The organism is Ligilactobacillus sp. LYQ139 (assembly GCF_045033025.1).
Taxonomy (GTDB): Bacteria; Bacillota; Bacilli; order Lactobacillales; family Lactobacillaceae; genus Ligilactobacillus.
On the sequence record NZ_JBJFZW010000007.1, the window covers coordinates 1 to 18,890 of the forward strand.

At 44.5% G+C, this 18,890-nt stretch carries 20 protein-coding genes, 1 rRNA gene, 1 other RNA gene and 1 pseudogene; 4 read left to right on the plus strand and 19 right to left on the minus strand.

The genetic code is table 11. The features are described from left to right. The 3 genes from ACI3E1_RS06635 to ACI3E1_RS06645 all read right to left on the minus strand — a co-directional run. Positions 1-111: ribosomal RNA gene (locus tag ACI3E1_RS06635) — 16S ribosomal RNA — on the minus strand; the annotation flags it as partial. Positions 112-331: 220 nt separating this feature from the next. After that, positions 332-718: a CvfD/Ygs/GSP13 family RNA-binding post-transcriptional regulator gene (locus ACI3E1_RS06640; RefSeq protein ID WP_405024880.1), complete on the minus strand. Its 387-nt coding sequence runs from the start codon at positions 716-718 to the stop codon at positions 332-334. Beyond that, entirely contained in the window at positions 715-1,311 is a 597-nt protein-coding gene (locus tag ACI3E1_RS06645) for a peptidylprolyl isomerase (RefSeq protein WP_405024881.1), read from the minus strand. Before ACI3E1_RS06645 ends, ACI3E1_RS06640 begins: the two co-directional genes overlap by 4 nt. Positions 1,312-1,447: 136 nt before the next feature. Between ACI3E1_RS06645 and ACI3E1_RS06650 the strand changes: the two genes are divergently transcribed. Further along, positions 1,448-2,455, plus strand: a complete 1,008-nt coding sequence (locus tag ACI3E1_RS06650; protein WP_405024882.1) for an NAD(P)/FAD-dependent oxidoreductase — start codon at positions 1,448-1,450, stop codon at positions 2,453-2,455. A 74-nt stretch (positions 2,456-2,529) separates the two neighbouring features. Continuing rightward, positions 2,530-3,174 (plus strand): VTT domain-containing protein, encoded by a 645-nt coding sequence (locus tag ACI3E1_RS06655; protein ID WP_405024924.1) that lies wholly within the window; start codon positions 2,530-2,532, stop codon positions 3,172-3,174. A 69-nt stretch (positions 3,175-3,243) separates the two neighbouring features. On the opposite strand, the gene glmS is transcribed toward ACI3E1_RS06655, so the two are convergent. After that, entirely contained in the window at positions 3,244-5,067 is a 1,824-nt protein-coding gene (glmS, locus tag ACI3E1_RS06660) for a glutamine--fructose-6-phosphate transaminase (isomerizing) (RefSeq protein ID WP_405024883.1), read from the minus strand. A gap of 207 nt (positions 5,068-5,274) precedes the next feature. After that, entirely contained in the window at positions 5,275-6,231 is a 957-nt protein-coding gene (locus tag ACI3E1_RS06665) for an L-lactate dehydrogenase (protein WP_405024884.1), read from the minus strand. Between the two features lie 228 nt (positions 6,232-6,459). Between ACI3E1_RS06665 and ACI3E1_RS06670 the strand changes: the two genes are divergently transcribed. Beyond that, positions 6,460-7,410, plus strand: a complete 951-nt coding sequence (locus ACI3E1_RS06670) for a sugar-binding transcriptional regulator (protein WP_405024885.1) — start codon at positions 6,460-6,462, stop codon at positions 7,408-7,410. Between the two features lie 72 nt (positions 7,411-7,482). Here ACI3E1_RS06670 and ACI3E1_RS06675 read toward each other — a convergent pair whose 3' ends face one another. The 13 genes and pseudogenes from ACI3E1_RS06675 to ACI3E1_RS06735 form a co-directional block, all read right to left on the minus strand. Beyond that, the gene (locus ACI3E1_RS06675; RefSeq protein WP_405024886.1) at positions 7,483-8,949 is read right to left on the minus strand and encodes an ATP-binding protein; all 1,467 of its coding nucleotides are present in this window, start codon (positions 8,947-8,949) and stop codon (positions 7,483-7,485) included. Next, on the minus strand, positions 8,949-9,662 hold the full coding sequence (locus ACI3E1_RS06680) for a winged helix-turn-helix domain-containing protein (protein ID WP_405024887.1): 714 nt from the start codon (positions 9,660-9,662) through the stop codon (positions 8,949-8,951). The genes ACI3E1_RS06675 and ACI3E1_RS06680 overlap by 1 nt, the downstream gene beginning before the upstream one ends. A gap of 384 nt (positions 9,663-10,046) precedes the next feature. Then, complete coding sequence (locus ACI3E1_RS06685) at positions 10,047-10,196, minus strand: hypothetical protein (protein ID WP_405024888.1); 150 nt, start codon at positions 10,194-10,196, stop codon at positions 10,047-10,049. A gap of 138 nt (positions 10,197-10,334) precedes the next feature. Next, complete coding sequence (locus ACI3E1_RS06690) at positions 10,335-10,955, minus strand: hypothetical protein (RefSeq protein WP_405024889.1); 621 nt, start codon at positions 10,953-10,955, stop codon at positions 10,335-10,337. Further along, positions 10,922-11,179, minus strand: coding sequence for a hypothetical protein (locus ACI3E1_RS06695; protein WP_405024890.1), 258 nt, complete (start codon positions 11,177-11,179; stop codon positions 10,922-10,924). Before ACI3E1_RS06695 ends, ACI3E1_RS06690 begins: the two co-directional genes overlap by 34 nt. A 462-nt stretch (positions 11,180-11,641) precedes the next feature. Then, positions 11,642-13,198 (minus strand): LPXTG cell wall anchor domain-containing protein, encoded by a 1,557-nt coding sequence (locus ACI3E1_RS06700; protein WP_405024891.1) that lies wholly within the window; start codon positions 13,196-13,198, stop codon positions 11,642-11,644. A gap of 53 nt (positions 13,199-13,251) precedes the next feature. After that, positions 13,252-13,431 (minus strand): hypothetical protein, encoded by a 180-nt coding sequence (locus ACI3E1_RS06705; RefSeq protein WP_405024892.1) that lies wholly within the window; start codon positions 13,429-13,431, stop codon positions 13,252-13,254. Positions 13,432-14,028: 597 nt separating this feature from the next. After that, positions 14,029-14,398, minus strand: a transfer-messenger RNA (tmRNA) gene (ssrA, locus tag ACI3E1_RS06710). A gap of 48 nt (positions 14,399-14,446) precedes the next feature. Then, complete coding sequence (locus tag ACI3E1_RS06715; protein ID WP_405024893.1) at positions 14,447-15,007, minus strand: ribonuclease H; 561 nt, start codon at positions 15,005-15,007, stop codon at positions 14,447-14,449. Positions 15,008-15,031: 24 nt separating this feature from the next. Next, positions 15,032-15,160: pseudogene (locus ACI3E1_RS06720) on the minus strand (viroplasmin family protein); the annotation flags it as partial. A gap of 63 nt (positions 15,161-15,223) precedes the next feature. Then, positions 15,224-15,541 (minus strand): ArsR/SmtB family transcription factor, encoded by a 318-nt coding sequence (locus ACI3E1_RS06725; protein ID WP_405024894.1) that lies wholly within the window; start codon positions 15,539-15,541, stop codon positions 15,224-15,226. A gap of 149 nt (positions 15,542-15,690) precedes the next feature. Continuing rightward, positions 15,691-16,560, minus strand: coding sequence for a class II fructose-1,6-bisphosphate aldolase (gene fba / locus ACI3E1_RS06730; protein WP_405024895.1), 870 nt, complete (start codon positions 16,558-16,560; stop codon positions 15,691-15,693). A 110-nt stretch (positions 16,561-16,670) separates the two neighbouring features. Beyond that, positions 16,671-16,979, minus strand: coding sequence for a hypothetical protein (locus tag ACI3E1_RS06735; RefSeq protein ID WP_405024896.1), 309 nt, complete (start codon positions 16,977-16,979; stop codon positions 16,671-16,673). A 247-nt stretch (positions 16,980-17,226) separates the two neighbouring features. Between ACI3E1_RS06735 and ACI3E1_RS06740 the strand changes: the two genes are divergently transcribed. After that, complete coding sequence (locus ACI3E1_RS06740; protein WP_405024897.1) at positions 17,227-17,457, plus strand: hypothetical protein; 231 nt, start codon at positions 17,227-17,229, stop codon at positions 17,455-17,457. Positions 17,458-17,514: 57 nt separating this feature from the next. Here ACI3E1_RS06740 and glmM read toward each other — a convergent pair whose 3' ends face one another. Further along, positions 17,515-18,870 (minus strand): phosphoglucosamine mutase, encoded by a 1,356-nt coding sequence (glmM, locus tag ACI3E1_RS06745; RefSeq protein WP_405024898.1) that lies wholly within the window; start codon positions 18,868-18,870, stop codon positions 17,515-17,517. Positions 18,871-18,890 lie beyond the last annotated feature (20 nt).

An 18,890-nucleotide genomic window follows, 5' to 3' on the forward strand; every position in this document is an offset into this window, starting at 1 on the left:
GAATCCTTTACGGTGAGTGCAAGCACTCGGTGTAAAGGTTTCGCGTTCGACTTGCATGTATTAGGCACGCCGCCAGCGTTCGTCCTGAGCCAGGATCAAACTCTCATTTTGAATTCGTGACTCATTATTTATTACTAGCGAAGTTTGACTTCGTTAAATTATATTGCTCAAAAGAGCCCTACACATTTAATTCGTCGATACTGTGTTCAGTTTTCAAAGATCTATCCGAATTGCTGTTAACCAACAGCGATTATTATCTTACTAAAACAGCAAATCACTGTCAAGCACTTTTTAATCAAGAATTAAATTTAGTGCATAATCATGAACAACGCTACTTTCCCTGCTTAATATTGTCCAAAGCTTCATCAACCCATCCGGCCAATCGCTCTGCAATCGGCGTAAACCCCGTTGTCACTTTACGGGTTGTCCAGTAATGCTTTCGTTGATTATTAGTCTGGCCATGTCGTTCAAAATCAAATTGTTGTTCCAGGCAACGTACCGACAAACTAATTTTCCCGGTAAATTCGTCAATATCAATAATCATCACTTTTATTTTTTGTCCAACTTTTAAGTAATGATGAATATCATCGACATACCCGTTGTGGCACTCAGAAATATGAATCAATCCTTGCGTATCATCATCCAATGCTACAAAGGCCCCATAAGATTGAATTCCAGTTACTTTTCCTTCAAGCACCATTCCGGTTCGATAATTCATTCTGATCGCCCCCAATCCGTTACCTTGACCGTCAGAATCGTTACGTCCTGCTGAGGCCTATTATGCACATCAGTTACACAGGCTGCAATTTGATCAACAACGTCCATTCCTGTAACCACCTGTCCAAAAACAGTATGGTGAAAATCAAGCCATGGTGCCCCTCCGTTATCATAAGCCGTAATAACCTCTTGAGGATAACCGGCAACTTCCATTTGCACATTCATTTCTGGCGAAAGATGTTGATTTTGAACGATAAAAAACTGACTACCGTTCGTATTTGGACCAGCATTTGCCATTGACAGGGCTCCCCGAAAATTAAACAGCTCCTTAGAAAACTCATCAGCAAAAGGTTTACCAAAGGCGCTTTCACCCCCAGTCCCTGTTCCCGTCGGATCACCACTTTGAATCATGAAATCAGCGATTACCCGGTGGAAAATCACGTCGTTATAATATCCTTGTCGTGCAAGCGTCACGAAATTCTCAACCGTTTTGGGCGCTTGTTTAGGAAATAATTGCACGGTAATGTCACCGTAGTTTGTGCTAATTACCGCTGTCGGCCCATTAACCCGTCCTAATTCTAGCTGCGGATACATCTAACTTCCTCCTTGCCGCACTGTTTTATTTTCGCTCTTAATAATAACAATCATCCTCCCGTTCCGCAATTTGTCTCCGCCCCGTGAAACCGCTATGATAAGGGGGAAGATTATTACTAATGGGGAGAGAAAAATCATGGAATATTACGATTTAACAATCATCGGCGGCGGACCCATCGGCCTTTTTGCGGCAACATACGCGCGAATGAAGCTTGCAAAAACACAGATTATCGAAAGCATGGGAGAACTTGGAGGACAAGTGAACGCCCTCTTCGCCAGCAAACAAATGTACGATATCCCTGGCTACCCTTCAATCACTGGGAGCGAGCTCATTACTAACCTTCAAGAGCAAGCTCACCAGTTTGGCCCAGTAATCCGACTAAACGAAACCGTTACTTCTTTTGAACAGACCAACGAAGGATTTGTCATTCACACAACGACCGGAACAACATATTCCCGTGCCATCATCATCGCAACCGGCATCGGCTCCTTCGAACCCCGCCGGCTTCAGGTTGCTAACGCTATAGAACTAGAAGGTCAACACCTTCACTACTTCATCCCCGACCTCACCCGATTCCAGAATAAGGACGTTGCCGTAGCTGGTGGGGGCGATTCCGCTGTTGACTGGGCCCTTGCCCTTAACGGAATCGCCCGCCAGGTTCATATTATTCACCGGCGTGACCAGTTCCGCGCGCTTGAAGGAAGCGTCGCTCAACTTCGGAAAACTTCGACTGATTTTATTACGCCATACCTAATCAGCGCCCTTCATAAAACCGATGACGACCGGATTACCGTCACCTTGCAACGGGCCCGCGCAACTGAGAAACAAACCCTAACCGTTGACGACCTAATTGTTAACTATGGCTTTGTTTCTAACAATAAACAGCTTACCTCGTGGGGACTTACTCTCGCCGAAGACGGAAACATCGCAGTTAACCGTACAATGGAAACGTCCATGCCCCGCGTTTACGCAATCGGTGATGTTGCTAGCTATCAAGGGAAACAAGGACTTATCGCCATTGGAATGGGCGAAGCACCAATTGCCGTTAATGCCGCCCTCCAGACAATTTATCCGGAAAAACGGCAGCCAGTTCATAGTACGCAACTAATTAAAAATTTTCAGGCTGCTCAAAATAACCAATAATCCTTTACAAGGATCCACCGAAGATGATACCGTATGTGATAACTGACACGTAAAGGAGTACTCTTGTGCATATTATCAGCTTTATTATTGACTTTATTTTGCATATCAACAATCACCTTGTTTCGATTGTTCACCTCTTTGGGGACTGGACCTACCTCATTTTGTTTGCGGTAATTTTCATCGAAACTGGAGCCGTGATCATACCGTTCTTACCAGGTGATTCACTACTTTTTGCCGCCTGTGCGCTTGCAGCAAACCCCGAGTATCATTTAAATTTCTGGTTATTTGCGTTTCTTTTTTTGGCGGCATGTTTATCCGGCGACTCCCTTAACTTTTTCATTGGGAGTAGAGTCGGCCGCTCGGTTAGCCAAAGCCCGTTTTGGGGGCGGTTCATTAAGGAGGAAAATCTACGTAAAACAGAAGCCTTCTTCGAAAAACACGGGGGAATCGCAATCTCCCTGGCCCGGTTTATGCCAATTATTCGAACAATGTCGCCGTTTGTTTCGGGGGCCAGCGGCGTTGTCTACAAAACATTCTTAAAATACAATGTAATTGGCGCCGTTAGCTGGGTAATTTTGTGCTGTTGTAGCGGATATTTTTTTGGGAATTTCCCAGTGGTTAAACAACATTTCTCCCTGATTGTCATCGGGATTATTGTTATTTCGCTTCTTCCGGCTATTTTAACCGCCTTTAAGGCAAAATTAAAACAAAGCAATTAGTAACCAAGTTAAAAAGAGCTTTCGTGATTAACTCACGAAAGCTCTTTTTAATTACCAGTACTTATATTACTACTCAACAGTAACACTCTTTGCCAGGTTCCGTGGCTTATCAACATCGTACCCCCGGTGCAGACTCGTGTAGTATGCCAAGAGTTGCGCCGGAACAACGGTAACAAGCGGCGTCAAAAGCGAGTGCACGTTTGGCACTTTCACAACATGTCCTTCTGCCAGCGACGCTAATTCCTCGCTGACAATAGTAATCACGTTCGCACCACGAGCAATTACTTCCTGAACATTGCTTCGCGCGTGGGTCGCTGTCACCTTATCCGTCATGATTGAGATAACCGGCGTCCCTTCTTCAATCAAGGAAATTGTCCCGTGCTTTAATTCACCAGAAGCAAATCCTTCTGTTTGAACGTAGGAAACTTCCTTTAACTTAAGAGCAGCTTCAAGGGCAACATCGTAGTCAATCCACCGGCCAAGATAAAAGGCATTCCGGGTCTTGCTTAGTACTTCCGTCGATAACTCTTCAATCCGCTCCTTTTCATCAACGAGCTCCTGCATTCCGTTAGCAACCTTCGTTAATTCCTGTTGAAGTGGAAAGTCCGCCGCCACCGTTTTCCCCAGTTCCATTCCTAACCGCTTTGCTAAGATTGCTTCAACCGCAATCTGAGAAGTATAAGCCTTCGTAGAAGCAACTGCAATTTCCGGCCCGGCATATAGCAACAACGTGTACGTCGCTTCCCGGTCTAACGTTGAATTGGCCACGTTAGTAATCGTCAAACTCGGGTAATTCATTTCATTAACCTTAACCAGCACTTCCCGGCTGTCTGCCGTTTCCCCACTCTGCGTCAGAAAAATGAAAAACGGATGCTCTGTTAGTAACGGCATGTGGTAACTAGCCTCAGAAGCCACAAAGACCTCCGTTGGAATCCCCGTTAGCTGCTCAAAAAGCTCCCGACCAACTAACCCAGCATGGTAACTCGTCCCGGCAGCTACAATGTACAGGTGATCTGCCTGCTTCATGCGGTCGATTAGTTGCGCATCCATCTTGATGCTTCCGTCTTCATTAAAGTATTCCTGACTTAATTTCCGCATTACGGCCGGCTGCTCGTCAATTTCTTTTAACATGTAATAATCATATGGCCCCTTTTCGGATGCGCTGGCATCTTCATCCACGTGAAAATGCTTGCGATCAACTACTTGACCATCCTGATTCTCGATTGTCACCCGGGTTGGTGTGATCATCGCAATATCCCCATCATTTAATTCGGTGAAATCGTGCGTTTTTGCCAGCATTGCCATGGCATCAGAGCAAACCGCATTAAAACCATCCCCCGTAGCAATCAGCAGTGGGGACTTGTTTTTGGCTACGTATAACGTGTCCGGGTGCTGGTTATCAATCATCAGTACTGAATATGACGAATTTTCATCGATTAAGCTTAACGCTTTTTTCAGCGCGTCCTTCGGCGCCATCCCCTCGTCAGCGAACTTCCCAACGAGCTGAACAATTACCTCTGAATCCGTTTCAGAAGCAAAGTGCACCCCGCTAAGGTAGTCCCGCTTCAATTCAACGTAGTTATCAATTACCCCGTTGTGTACCAGGTAAAACCGGCCATCTGCTGCAACGTGCGGGTGTGCATTAGCAACGGTGGGATTCCCATGCGTTGCCCACCGGGTGTGCGCAATTCCCGTTGCTCCGTGAACGTCATCACCAAGTTCTTCGCGAAGCTTAGAAATCCGTCCCTTAACCTTCTTAAGGTACTCATTACCGTGCTGGTCGTTAACATAAATTCCAGCGGAATCATATCCCCGATACTCTAGCTTTTCTAGCCCATTTAATAACGTCTCAACGGCATCATCTGTGCCGGTATAACCCACAATTCCACACATATCATTATCATCCTTATCAAATTGGTATATATCAATATTAACTAGGTAATATTGAGTACAGGCAATAATATATAGCCACTTTTAGTAATTGTCAATCATATTATTAAAATTGGTATATGTCTATACCAATTTTAATGTGCGCCTAAACACACAAAAAACCGGTAGGCTTATACAAGCCTACCGGTTAATCAATTACCAATAATTAGTTTAGTTGTTCCGCACTGAGTCAAGAACTTCCTTCAGTTCAGCAGCTGACTTGTGCAGCCCAGCCTTCTCTTCATCCGTAATGTGCATCTCAACGATCCGCTCAACACCATTTTCACCAACGATTGTTGGAATTCCAGTGAAGATATCGTTCAGGCCATATTCACCGTTGAAGTATGCTGAAACTGGTAAGATTGCGTGCTCATCTTCCAGGATAGCACGAACAACCCGCGCAGTACTCAAACCAATTCCCCAGTTAGTCATCTTCTTCCGGTCAATGATGTAGTAAGCAGCGTCCCGTACATTCTTCCGAATGTCTTCAAGGTCGTCTTGCTTGATAACGCCTTCGTCACCATCAGCAATCCAGTCCATTAATGGCTTGCCACCAATCGTAGCCTGTGACCATAATGGCTGTTCTGAGTCACCGTGTTCACCAACGATGTAAGCAGAAATGTCGTGCGGGTCAACCCCGGTCTTGTTTGATAACTGCATACGTAACCGCGTAGAGTCAAGGGACGTCCCGGTACCGATAACCCGGTTCTTTGGTAATCCTGATTCTTCCCAAGCAACGTATGTCAAAACATCAACTGGGTTTGAAACGATCACGAGGTTACCATCAAAGCCAGAAGCCATAACGTCCTTAACGATCGTCCGCATAATCTTGGAGTTAACGCCCACAAGTTCAAGCCGCGTCTGACCAGGCTTCTGAGCAACACCAGCGGTAATAACTACCATCTGAGCGTCCTTGCAGTCGGAGTAGTCACCATGGTAAACCTTGCAGTTTTCCGGTGCAAACGTAACACCATCCATTAAGTCCCGTGCTTCACCATCGGCTTTGTCACCGGCAACGTCGATCAGAGCCAACTCATCAGTTAATCCCTGGTTCAGGATTGAGTATGCGCACCCCATCCCAACGCTTCCGACACCAACGAGGGCAATCTTACGCTTTGTAACAGTCATTATATAGACCTCCAAATAAAGATAATTGATTCGGTATTTATTCCAAATCAAAGATGAGACATTACATCTCAACTCACAGCTAATTATAACAAAGTTTAATTTGAACTAAAAGAAATAAGTCCTCCGGTAAAACGGCTTCCCACTGAACTCCTTTTCCAAACAAACTCTTCTCCCCAATGATTTCGTGATAAAATGAACTTAGAAACCGTTTTACTTGGAGGGATTACAATGTCATCAAGTGGGCAGCGCGAACTATTAAGCGATATTGCACGAGATTTCTATCTTGGCAAAAAATCTGTCAGCGAATTAGCCAAAAAATACGATATTAGCCGGTACTACATTTCAAAGTATCTGGATCAAGCCCTTAAAGAGCACCTGGTAACAATTACAATCCACTCAACCGCGGAACAAAATACAGAATTAGAAGAACAATTGCAAACAGCCTTCCCCGTTAACCATATCTACGTCCTTAAAAGCGGCGATAACCCTGCCCAAGCGGATAATGTTTTTTTTAGTTTTGCCGCAAAGATTGTGCAACAGGTAATCCGTACCAGTCATATTGTTGGGTTAACCTGGGGCGATACGGTCTACAAGCTAATTAACCACTTTAACTCCATAAGCCGCTCAGACTTAACCTTTACCCAGTTTATCGGTGAAAACATGCGCTATAATTCATATGCTGGTTCGATGCGGATGGTTCAAAAGGCAGCTGAAAAATACGATACGACCTACCACACCATTTCAGGCCCCCTCTATATCCTCAACGATTCCGCGCGGGCGGCCATGTTAGCTGAGCCCTCAATCGCCCCCACCGTTGACCTTGCCCGAAAAATGGATACAATCATTTGCGGCATTGGAACCATCACTGCGATTCAAGCCATTGACACGTGGAAAAATAACTTTCGGCAAATCTTTGCAGGAATTAATCCCGACAAAATCGCGGGGATTGTTTACGGTCGCCCGGTATCCCTTAATGGTCATTGGTTGCGTCCCACCGTCGACAAAGCCTTTGGAATCCCATTAGAGCAAGTGCTTGCCGTTCCTCATCGAATTGCGGTTATTCAAAATAAGTTCAAGACAAATGCGGCGGTCGGGACGCTTCGAGCAAACGCATTTACGGACGTTATTATGGACGAACGAGTTGCTGTGCGAATCCAAAAAGTTCTTCAAAAAAGCTAGTTATTCAAAAATTAAATAAACAATGCTCCTAGTCTTAGACGTTATTGTCCAAGACTAGGAGCGTTTTATTGATTACTTTCCTGGCTTAGCTGGCAGGGTAACGGTAAACGTTGCACCTTCATTCGGCGCACTTTTGACGGTAATTGTTCCGTGGTGTAGGTGCACCAATTGACGAACGATCGACAATCCCAAGCCTGATTCACCATACTTCGTATTTTTCCGTGACGGATCCGCCTTGTAATATCGATCCCAAATCCCTTCTTGTTCTTCGGCAGACATCCCGATTCCAGTATCAGCAACTTTAATTATTACCTGATTATTATCAGTGTTTGGTTGCGCTGTAACCGTAATCGTCCCGTTCTTCGTGAACTGAATGGCGTTTTGGATAATATTGATGACAATCTGAATAAACCGGTCATGGTCCGCATATACCATTAACTTAGTAGGAACATGGAGCACCAGCACATCCCCTTGGTCCGCGGCTTTGTCCTGGAAGTTAGTCCGCAATTGACGTAACACCGGGGTTACGTCAAACTCCTTCAGATTGAGAACAATCTGACCTGTCCGAATCTTCTCGTAATCCAGGTTATTATTAACAATTCGAATTAACCGTTCCGTTTCGTTCCGCATTAGTTCCAAACTCTTCATCCGACTATCAGCAGGGATTGCATCATACATCAATCCTTCAATTAACCCATTTATTGTTGTTAACGGCGTTCGCATCTCGTGAGCTGCGTTAGAGAAGAATTGCCGTTGCATTCGGTTTTGCTTATCAATCTTCGCGGCTGAGTCCTTAAGCGACATACTCATCCGGTTAAAGCTACTAATTAATTGCCCAAGTTCATCATGCATTTTAACCGGAATAACTTGGCCGTAATCGCCCTGAGCGACTTCTTCAACAGCCCGTTTTAGCCGTAACGTTCGCTTAGTCATATAGTGGGCCAAGACATAACTGATTATTAGCGTTAGTAAAACCGCAAGGAGAGTTGATAACCCTAAGATTGCATACGTTCCTTGGATTGTTTTTTTCATACTCGAAACCGTTGCCCCAATCGAAATCACTGCCACCATGTTGCCATTATTATCAAAGCACGGTGAAAAAATATCGGTCGTATTCTTCGAATATACGCTCCTTTTACGGCCGGCAAACAATTGCGCCGGTTCATCTAATTTTTCGCGAAGCGTCTTTCCTGCCTTTAACTTTGCCCAGTCATTCGATGAAATCCGAGCCTGATACCCATGCTCAGGATAAACAATCTTATCAGGCGCCGTAAAAATAACCACCCGCACATCCTGACTACTTAAAAGCTCTTCACTTGAGTGCAACCGATTAATGTTAATCCCCAACTGCTGTTGTCCATTCACTTTTCGGGTAACCAAAGCCTGTTTTTTGAGGCTATCAGCGTATCCTTCAAGGTGGTTCCACGTATTGGTATATACAACCCGCTTAGTAAACCCCATAAAGAACGCTCCCATGCTGACAATCAAAACCAGCATCACGATTAATGAACTTAGAAATTGCCTAAATACCAGCTTCATTACTCGTCGTCCTTCACACTAAACTTATAACCAACGCCCCAAACAGTATGAATAAGCTGTTGGTGGGCAATCGCTAATTTTCGCCGAATTTTCCGAATGTGAGAATCCACGGTTCGTTCGTCCCCAACAAATTCGTACCCCCAGACTTGCTGCAAAAGCTGCGTCCGGGTAAAAACCTGCTCAGGATTCTCCGCCATTACCTTTAATACCTCAAACTCTTTCCGCGTAAGATCCGCAATGGGCGTATCGTCCCACCGCACTTCATGAGTAACACTGTTTAACCTAAAATGTGATCCAACAACCACATCAAAGTTATCCTTAGGATTGGGTCTTTGTGAACGAGCTAGCTGTGCCCGCCGCACCATCGCTTTAATTCGTTGAATTAAGACAAGTGGAGAAAAAGGTTTGGTCACATAATCATCTGCGCCCGCTTTAAACCCCAAAACCTCGTCACTCTCACTATCCCGGGCCGTAACAATGATTATCGGAATTGTTGGGGAGACCGCCCGAATCTCACTATTTACCTGAATTCCATCCATTCCGGGCAGGTTAAGGTCAAGGATTACAATATCGTACTCATCTGAATGCTCTGTAAACATCTTAACGGCGTTAATTCCGTTGTACGCGTAATCGGCATCCCACTCCTCCTTTTGAAAAAAGAGGGACATCATTTCTGAAACTGAACGATTATCTTCTATCATTAATATTTTCATTTCCGCTGCTCCTCTACTTCCCAGCTATTCACTAGAACTCCCGCTTTTCAATCAATTATGCGCGTGAACTCTACCTATCGCCATTATTGTAGCATAATGTCTTAAAATCGAACCTTGTCACTGGTTAAATGTGCATATCTGCGGTCAATTACGATAACCATAAAAAGCCCCCTCTTTCGCCCAATTGAAAACAATAAACACCTATGATGCTGATATACCTAGACTTAATTCAGCAATAAATTTTATAGCACCAGTCTTAAATAGCCCCTGAAAAAAACATAAATGAACAATACATGAAAACGGTCTAGGAATACTCCTAGACCGTTTAAAATTAATTATCAACCTATAGGGAAAAGTTATTTTTTATCATTAATCAGGCTTAGATTAAATTCCAACTGCTACCGCAACCGTTAATATAATCAAGCCACCAAACACTAATACAACCCCATTACCATCACCAGTATCCGACAATTGACTATTATGCCGTGGACTTAATCTGCTAAATGTGGTACCGTCATTTTTCGATGCAGCCATACCACCAATCCTTACCAAATTACTACCATTAATTATTTCTTTTTTACTGGTAAAGGTTACAGCCCCGCTCCTTCCTGATGCCATTCCGCTAAGAATTAAAGGAACTTTCTTTCCTAAAACAGAAGAGACCCGTTGCGGTTAAACGGCGATATTACTAGAACTAGACTGCACCGGTTCCATATTTGCAAACACCAATAAAGTTAAATCTTGCAGCATCGGGGTACTCGACATTAACCCCTCATAGTAACCATTAGGCACCCTGATTGCATTATTTTGATCATACATGTGTTGTGCAGCAACAATATTATTTAATCCCGCATCATCGAGAATATGAATTATTGGCCTCCCATTAGTACTTTGAAGAGGGCCTACGTAATTACCATTATCATCGTAGTAAACCTGGACGGTTTTCTGATTCGTATTTGAGTTTGAACTTGAATTTAAACTTGGACTTACACCACCAACTGAGCCAGCACCAATCGGGCCATCTCCAATTGCTTCATCAAAAACCAACGGTAGTTTACTGTTCGTAGAAAAGTAATTAAATGAATCTTTATCATAATCCAGCGCAACCGTCGCTTGGTTAGTAGGATGAGTTGCCTTAACATAGTAAACATGTCCCGGCTGCAATTCAGACGCCGGCTGCCCAGTGGCATTGTCAATTACCTGATAACCAGACGGCACTACCTGATTAACATTTACCGGCGCACCTAAGTAATGAGGATTTAACTCAAACCGCGGTGTTTCATTGTTTTGCAAATTAAGTTGCAGCTTAGTAATTTGCTGATTTGAACCTGGGCGTTGTAAATGTTTGCTTGTTTATCACTTGAAGCCCCTGGAATCAAGGTGAAATCTCCCCTGTACGTTCCATTATCTGCAAGTAACATTGCTGCAACTACGGAATTAATTTGTGCTAATGGAAGACCACGATGAGTTAATGCAGTTACCAGATCTTCTTGATCTTGATAAACAGGGTATGGCACCTGGCCGGCTGCGCTAGTCCCCGCCCCATTATCATTTGCATAGAGGGGATCAAACGTATTAGCAACATCTTGCGCGCGTTCTGCTTTTCCGTTACTTACATTGACAATACTCGCATTCCCTGCTACCTTGCTCGTGCTCTTACCGACATAAACGACCTGACTGGATTGAGTACTATTAGCAGTAACTTGTGAAGAAGATGCTCGTTGTACTCCCCCCTTGAACAGATGCCGCTGTATTTGCGGATGTCGTTAATAACATTGGTGCTAACAACCCAATCGCGCCACTAATCAAGATACTTTTATATATAATTTTCGTCCTCTTTACGGTTCTCATTTTACCATACTTTTTCCGTACTAACGCAACGCCCTTTATTTCACCCAAAACAAAACGGCCCAGGACTTTACTCCTAAACCGTCTAATATCATTTACACACATTAACAAAGAAAAGCTATTGTTATCGTTTAATTCTGCTTAAAAAAGTTCACACTACCAAGTGCTGCCCCAATGCCAAGCATTGTAAGACCAGCAACAACCAACGCAGCCGCATTGGCATTTCCTGTGTCCGGTAATCCGTGACCATGTCCGCGACCAGCACCAGACTTAACGGCTGCTTGTTGACTAGCGTTGACAGTTGATGACGTCACCGTTGAGCTAACCGCACTAGATGAGCTCGAGCTCTTAGCAGCGCTGCTGGATGAACTTGAGCTCTTAACGGCGCTACTGGATGAGCTACTGCTAGATGAGCTTGAACTCTTAACGGCGCTACTGGATGAGCTGCTGCTAGATGAGCTTGAGCTCTTAGCAGCGCTGCTGGATGAACTTGAGCTCTTAACGGCGCTACTGGATGAGCTACTGCTAGATGAGCTTGAACTCTTAACGGCGCTACTGGATGAGCTGCTGCTAGATGAGCTTGAGCTCTTAACTGAGCTACTAGATGAACTAGAACTTGATGAACTACTACTTGAAGAGCTCGAACTTGATGTTTGCTGAAGGAAAACGTAATTAATTGATAAATTAGTCGTTTTCGTCGCAAGGTTAACCATGTTTTGGTACTTATTATTAGCTTCCGTTGAGGATGCGTTTAAATCTTCAACCGAGAAGTAATGTGAATCAGCAACCTTCTCATAGTTAACGTTAAATTGCCCCTTTATCGTTGCATCACTCAATTTCTTAGCCTGTAAGTAATAGGAATGGCCGCCTTCAAGTGCCGTTACCACCTTACCAGTTTGTGCATCAATAACCTCAATATTCGGGTCAAGGTTGGCGACACTTACATCACCGTGATAACCGGTTACTTGAAACGTTTGACTTTTAAGCGTCGTCGGATCAATTGTCAGGGGATCGCTGGCTGTACTTCCTTTAGTTACAGCCACGTTGTTCGCCTGCGCCGTTGTATCGTCCAACGGATGGCTCATCGCATAATTATATAAGTCACGCCCTAATGGTGTCTTATTAGCTAAGTCAGCACTACCATCCGTAGCACCACCAATCTTCCAAATGACGGATTGAGTAACATCTTGCTCATAATCTGCTAACGTGTAATTAGGGCTTAGCTCTAATTCAGCGCCATTAAGATCTCCAGAATTTCCCGGATCCGCCTCGTAATCACCATTTTTATACTGCTGCATTAAGGTGTCATACCCCTTTTGCGCTTCTGCCTGAAAAGCCGGTGACATTTCCCACTGGTTTGTATCTTTGTTTAAATGGTATCCGCCCATCAATGCGGCCGCTACTTCATCAGCCTTTTGCTTATTAGCAGCCACCTTCATTCCATCATAGAACTGGTACCCGTTATAATTTTGACCAGGCTGATCAGGGGCTTTCATGTCCCAGTCGTAACAATAACACTTTCCAATATCATCATTCACATCAAAATGCGGATAAATTCCAGTTCCTTCTGGTAAACTTGCAACATCATTACCATACTGTGTATGCGTCGTTACCTGATACTTTCCAATGAGACCATCAGTATTAATATTATCATCTACCGCTCGCGCAGCTCGCGTTGGAGCTGTCATTGAACTTGACGATGAAGAAGCCACCATTGAACTTGACGACGACGCTACACTTGCTACCGCGCTGAATTTGTCAGTACTGGACTGTACCCCCCCCCCCGGGACGAACTTACGTTCGCTGGCTGGGAAGAAGATGAGACCGTCTGCGCTTGAATTGCCCCGCTCGCCATCGTCATTGTTCCCAACAACAATAACGTTGCACTGGCAATCCGCGCAATTTTAGAAAAATGGTTCATAAAATTACTCTCCCTTGCACATAGCTTTCTTCATTAACCTTCTTAGGGTACGACTAAGAACCAAGTATTGTCTCCCTTTTCCCATCGTTCTTAAACATTCTTTATAAATTACTTCACTATTTTTTCATAATTAATGTCTATACTCCCAAATATTTTGCCTTACTCATAATTCGTATTGGCCTTATATTCTAATCACTATAACTAGCACGCATTAGGGTGATTACAAATATTAACCTAAGACATATTAACCCGAAAACCATAAGTATTAACAAAGCGTAGTATGACTTAGCTTAACAGTCAAAAACGCCAAAAACGAAAGTATCAAGCAATTTATCCGTGATAACCACCAGCTAATCACTGTACTTTTGAACTGAGTGAACACGATATGGGATTTGCCAATCAATTCCATTCTGCTTTCAACCGCCTTAACCGACGAATACAAAATTCGAACTGATGGTCGAAGGATGTCTTGATGCACTTTATGCAACCAATGTGCAACAAAATTTCAAAAACATACGAAAACATATGATTCATTAAAAAACGAAATCCCGTAAAATTAACGTTTTACAGGACTTCGTGATAACATATGATTCATTCAAATGGAGATGGCGGGAGTCGAACCCGCGTCCAAGCGTATCGCCACTCAAGCGTCTACGTTCATAGTTATTCTATTTAATCTTCACTATCAGCTCCGCCGAATAACTTGGCCCCCACTAATAGCTAACCTGATAATCTCTTCTTTACCCCTCAGGTGGCGGCATAAAGCGTAAGTCCACTAATTGGTAAGACCCAACAGCGCCACGTGGACGATGCCGTGTGGATCACGCAATGGTGCGATTAGGCAGCCAGAGCGTATGAATTGTTATTATTTTTTGCAGTTATAATTTAACTGAGCGTTTTATGGTAGCCGCAACCTACCAAGCGCAGCCTAAGCTCGACCTACACCTGTCGAATCCTAAACATCCCCGTTCAACTACTTTCATTATATCATGGTTTCCCCCGCTCCAACAGCGTTTTACTTCCCCTGCATTCGGTCCATGGTTTTGTTCAACAAGCGATCCACGAAATTATTCCCCGCATTTTTAGCGTGCCCTTTCGTCCACGTTAAAGTTAACTTGGGAAATGCTGGCAACAAGTGAGCAATCCGCTGCCATAGCTCTTTGTTGGCTACCACCGTTCCACTTGCTGTTCTCCATCCCCGCCGTTGCCATCCCTGTAACCAGTGCTTGTTGATTCCGTTTAGCACATACTGTGAATCAAGAACGCCCGTAACTGGTTGCCGGTTTAATCCTTGGTTCTTAAGGTCCTCCAACGCGTTAATCATCCCTAATAGTTCCATCCGATTATTAGTGCTTCCAAATTCACCGGCACTCGCACTATTTTGGTAATCCGGCGCTGTAACCAGGTACGCCCACGCTGCTACATCCGTTGTCCGAACGTGTCCGCCCCGGTAGTTACCGTGATTCCGGGTTCCCCCGTCAGAATAAAAAACCACCCCTGTTACCGAATTTGGCGTCATTTCCTGTTTAGGACAGTAACCGGAATGCTGCGGATGACTCGTACTTCTCCCGGTCATTTCGGCCCGAAGCCATGCTTGGGCCGCTTGAACTGACGAAAAACTCTTATACTGGGCCCCCTTATACCCCTTTACCTGCCAAGCACATTCCTCCCAGGTTCCATAAATTCCTGGAACCTTTCCACGTAAAACCGCATAAACCTTCTTTGCGATGACACTCGCCCCCTTGCATAGTCACCGCTTGATTTTACCGCGAACGCTGCTAAAAAGAAACTCCTACCTAAGACTTTCCAACTCCTGTAAATCGCTAACTAAAGTCCGAAACGAGACGTTCCACGTAAGGTAATACTCACTTTCGAGTCCCTGTTTCCGGTACGCTACCAGCTGGGCATCACGTAAAATCCGCAAATGATGTGAAACTGCCGGTTGAGTAATCGCCATCTGTTTTGTAATCGCACTAACAGTCATTCCCTGCCGGTGATGACAAAGTAACGTTAAGATGTACTGCCGTTTCTGATCGGCTAAGGCGTTTAACACTTTTCCTTCACGCCGCAAAGCGGGTAAAATCTCCTGACAATTCTTTTTATTAACCATTGTTGTTATCCCCCTCCAAATCAGCTTTCAAAACTTAATCTATCATGAAAGCGTTTTTATAACAAGGAGGGGCTGCAAATTTAGCGATTCCTAAAACTATAAAAAAGGAACCGCACTGGGCGGTTCCTTTAATGGAAAATTCAGATCAATTAGTCATTAACCGATGGCGTTCCTAACCAACCGATGATTTCCTTAACGGTATCAACGATTGCTTCAGTTCCTGGTGCCAGCAACTTCCGTGGGTCATAACCCTTACCTTCTTGGTCCTTACCGGCCTCAATGTACTTCCGTGTTGCGGCTGCAAATGCCAGCTGATTTTCGGTGTTGATGTTAACCTTCGAAATTCCCATTGAGATTGCCTTTTCAATCTGTTCCTGCGGAATTCCTGAACCACCATGAAGTACAAGTGGCGTGTCAACAGCATCAGCGATTTCCTGAAGCCGGTCGAAGTTTAACCCCTTCCAGTTTTCAGGGTACTTGCCGTGAATGTTACCAATTCCACAAGCCAAGTAGTCAACCCCGGTAGCAGCCATTGTCTTAGCTTCTTCAACGCTTGCCAGTTCACCTTCACCGGTAATACCGTCTTCCGTTCCACCAATTGAGCCAACTTCAGCTTCAACGGAAATGCCCCGTTCGTGAGCAAGCCGAACGATTTCCTTTGTTTTTTCAAGGTTTTCTTCAAATGGAAGGTCGTGGCCATCAAACATAACTGATGAGTAGCCTTCCTTGATGCATTCCTTAGCAGCTTCGTAGTTCCCGTGGTCAAGGTGCATAATAACCGGAACAGTGATGTTCATTACCCGCATTTCGTTTTCCACGAGGTTCTTAACCAGCCGGTAGTCCCCCATGTATTTAGCAGCACCCATTGAAACCTGGATCAAAACAGGGGTCTTGGTTTCCTGGGCAGCCCGCAGGATTGAACGCGTCCATTCAAGGTTGTTCGTGTTGAATGCACCAACAGCATAGTGGCCTTCCCGGGCGGCGTTGTAAATTGCGTTACCATTTACAAATACTGACATTAAAACAGCCTCCTAAAAAAAGTTACTCTCTTGTGAGTACGTGTTCATTCTACCACACTTTTTCATCAGTGCTAGGCGGATTTTCCTAATTTTAGCGACCACTCACTTCACTACGCAACGTGATTTTCGTGTAAAATTTGGTCAACAACTTTTTGAATCTCCGAAGGCTTAGTCCATTCCGGAAATTCATCAAAATCTTCACCAGGCATCGTAAAATGCTCATTAACGTATTGTTCGTACTTAATAACACTCGACGATCGCGGAATATTCAGTTGAATAATTCGCACGTCTTTAATTAACCCCTTCATTACCGCCTTTTCCGCCCGTCCATTCTGTACCATATTCGCAATTTCATAGTACGATGAACCATCGTTGCGGGTAATTTGTTCAATCAAGGTTAACGTTTCATGACTCTTCATTATTAGTTCCTCCATCCAAGCTTATGGTAAACGAAAACCACTGCAACAGCAATTCGCAGTGGTTGGCATAAGAGAGAAAGAGAATTGATTAAAAGGTAATTTTCAAATACCTTACGTTTTTAGGATAACGGTTACATTAATTAATGTCAACCCTTTCATTCGCGTTTTAGCGGTTTTTTCGTATCTTTTTCTCGCCAGGTTTACTATAATGAGGATGACTTATCATAAACTTATTGGAGGAAAAACCGTGATTAATAAACGTCAAATGAAGACTAGTTTTATCTGCGGGCTATTAATTATCTTTTTCACCCTTGGGTACTCGTACGTCCGCCACGGCGACTTTTTTAACGTGGTCGCCCTTCTCTTCTCGTACAAAATGTGGTTGCAGGGTGGTCTTTTCTTACTAATGCTTCTTTTGATGTACACAGGAGCAGTATACTTAATCTTTCGCATTATTTCCTATATCGTACGGCGCTAATTTCCCATACAAATAACCCCGGGTGGTTATTCAACCATCCGGGGTTATCTTTTATCCTTAATCCTCAACGCCAACCTGGTCTTTCACAACCTCAACGATTTCCATTACGTACTGGTGAACCAGCTCTGGCGTTTTTGCTTCCGCCATAACCCGAAGAAGGTCTTCGGTCCCACTTGGTCGAACCAGAACCCGGCCTTCGCCAGCCATTTTTTCTTCAACCTTAGCAATTACATCCTTGATCGCCTGGTTTTCAAGAGCCTTCTTCTTATCTTGAACCTTAACATTAACTAACTCTTGCGGATAAGTCGTTACTTCTGCCGCTAATTCGGAAAGCTTTTTCCCCGTCTGTTTCATAATATTCAGAAGCTGCAGGGCTGTTAGCATCCCATCACCCGTCGTGTTAAAATCTAAGAACACAATATGGCCGGACTGCTCACCTCCAAGGTTATACCCACTCTTCAGCATTTCTTCAACGACGTACCGGTCGCCCACTTGCGTCTTGACCGAGTGGAGGCCGTCTGCTGCCATCGCCTTATATAATCCAAGGTTACTCATCACAGTCGTGACAATCGTATCCTTCTTTAGCCTTCCCCGGTCACTCATGTACTTTCCGCAGATATACATGATCTTATCTCCGTCAACAATCTGGCCGTCTTCATCTACCGCAATGCACCGGTCACCATCGCCATCAAAGGCCACTCCTGCCTGCGCGCCTTTTTCCACCACAAACTTACTGAGAGCTTCCGGGTGCGTTGAACCGACTCCATCGTTAATGTTTAATCCGTTTGGCGTGGTTGCCATGGTATCAAATTCCACTCCTAGGTCAGCAAAAAGACGTGATACAATGTCACTCGTTGCCCCGTTAGCCCCGTCAACGGCAATGTGAAGCCCTTCGAGGTTGTCCGGAATTGTTTGCTCTAAAAACTGAGTGTACTTTTGAACCCCTTCGCGGTAATCACTTAAAGTCCCTAGGCCCGCAGCACTTGGCCGGGGAAGGCTATCTTTTTCTTGTTCTAAGAGTGCTTCAATTTCCTCTTCTTTTTCGTCTGATAACTTATAACCATCCCCGCCAAAGAACTTAATGCCGTTATCCTGAACCGGATTATGGGATGCCGAAATTTGAATTCCCGCATCAGCCCCCTGTAACCGCACGAGGTAGGCCACCCCAGGCGTCGTCATTACGCCCAGCGAGAACACCTCGATTCCAACTGAAAGCAACCCGGCCGTAATGGCCTCAGCAAGCATCTGCCCTGAAATCCGAGTATCACGGGCAACCAATACCCGTGGTGTATGGTTGTTCTCAGCGTGCTTAGTGAGGATATATCCCCCACACCGACCAAGCTTAAAAGCCAATTCTGGTGTTAAGGTCTGGTTCGCAATTCCCCGCACACCGTCCGTTCCGAAATACTTCATTCTTTGTTCAATCCTTTCGT